This window comes from Stenotrophomonas sp. SrG (assembly GCF_050031795.1).
Classification (GTDB): domain Bacteria; phylum Pseudomonadota; class Gammaproteobacteria; order Xanthomonadales; family Xanthomonadaceae; genus Stenotrophomonas; species Stenotrophomonas rhizophila_A.
Map to the genome: position 1 here is coordinate 1 of NZ_JBNBBE010000139.1, position 292 is coordinate 292.

The window sequence follows — 292 nt, forward strand, 5'->3', positions numbered from 1 at the left end:
ACCATTGCATCGCGCTTATTTCGCCGATACCGTCCGCACCCGACGACCACCTGCATCCTCAGGGTGTCGTCGTCGGCAGAACGGAGAATCGCATGCAAACGGAGTGGCTGAAGTACGGACTGCATCTGAACTTTCGCATTCACCCACTGGGCCTTGCCATCGCGCTTGTCTACGCTTTTGCGTACTGGGTAGCACGCGAGGTGTCGATGGATCAGTCCTATCTTCCCGCCGGCATACGTATCGCAGCACTCGTTCTCTCTCCGCTGCGACTTTGGCCCTACCTTCTCGTCGG

Annotated in this window: 1 pseudogene; it reads left to right on the top strand. The window is 58.2% G+C overall.

The annotated features are described in order from the left end of the window. Positions 1-92: 92 nt before the first annotated feature. Positions 93-292, top strand: a pseudogene (locus ACQG3P_RS19295) (MASE1 domain-containing protein); the annotation flags it as partial.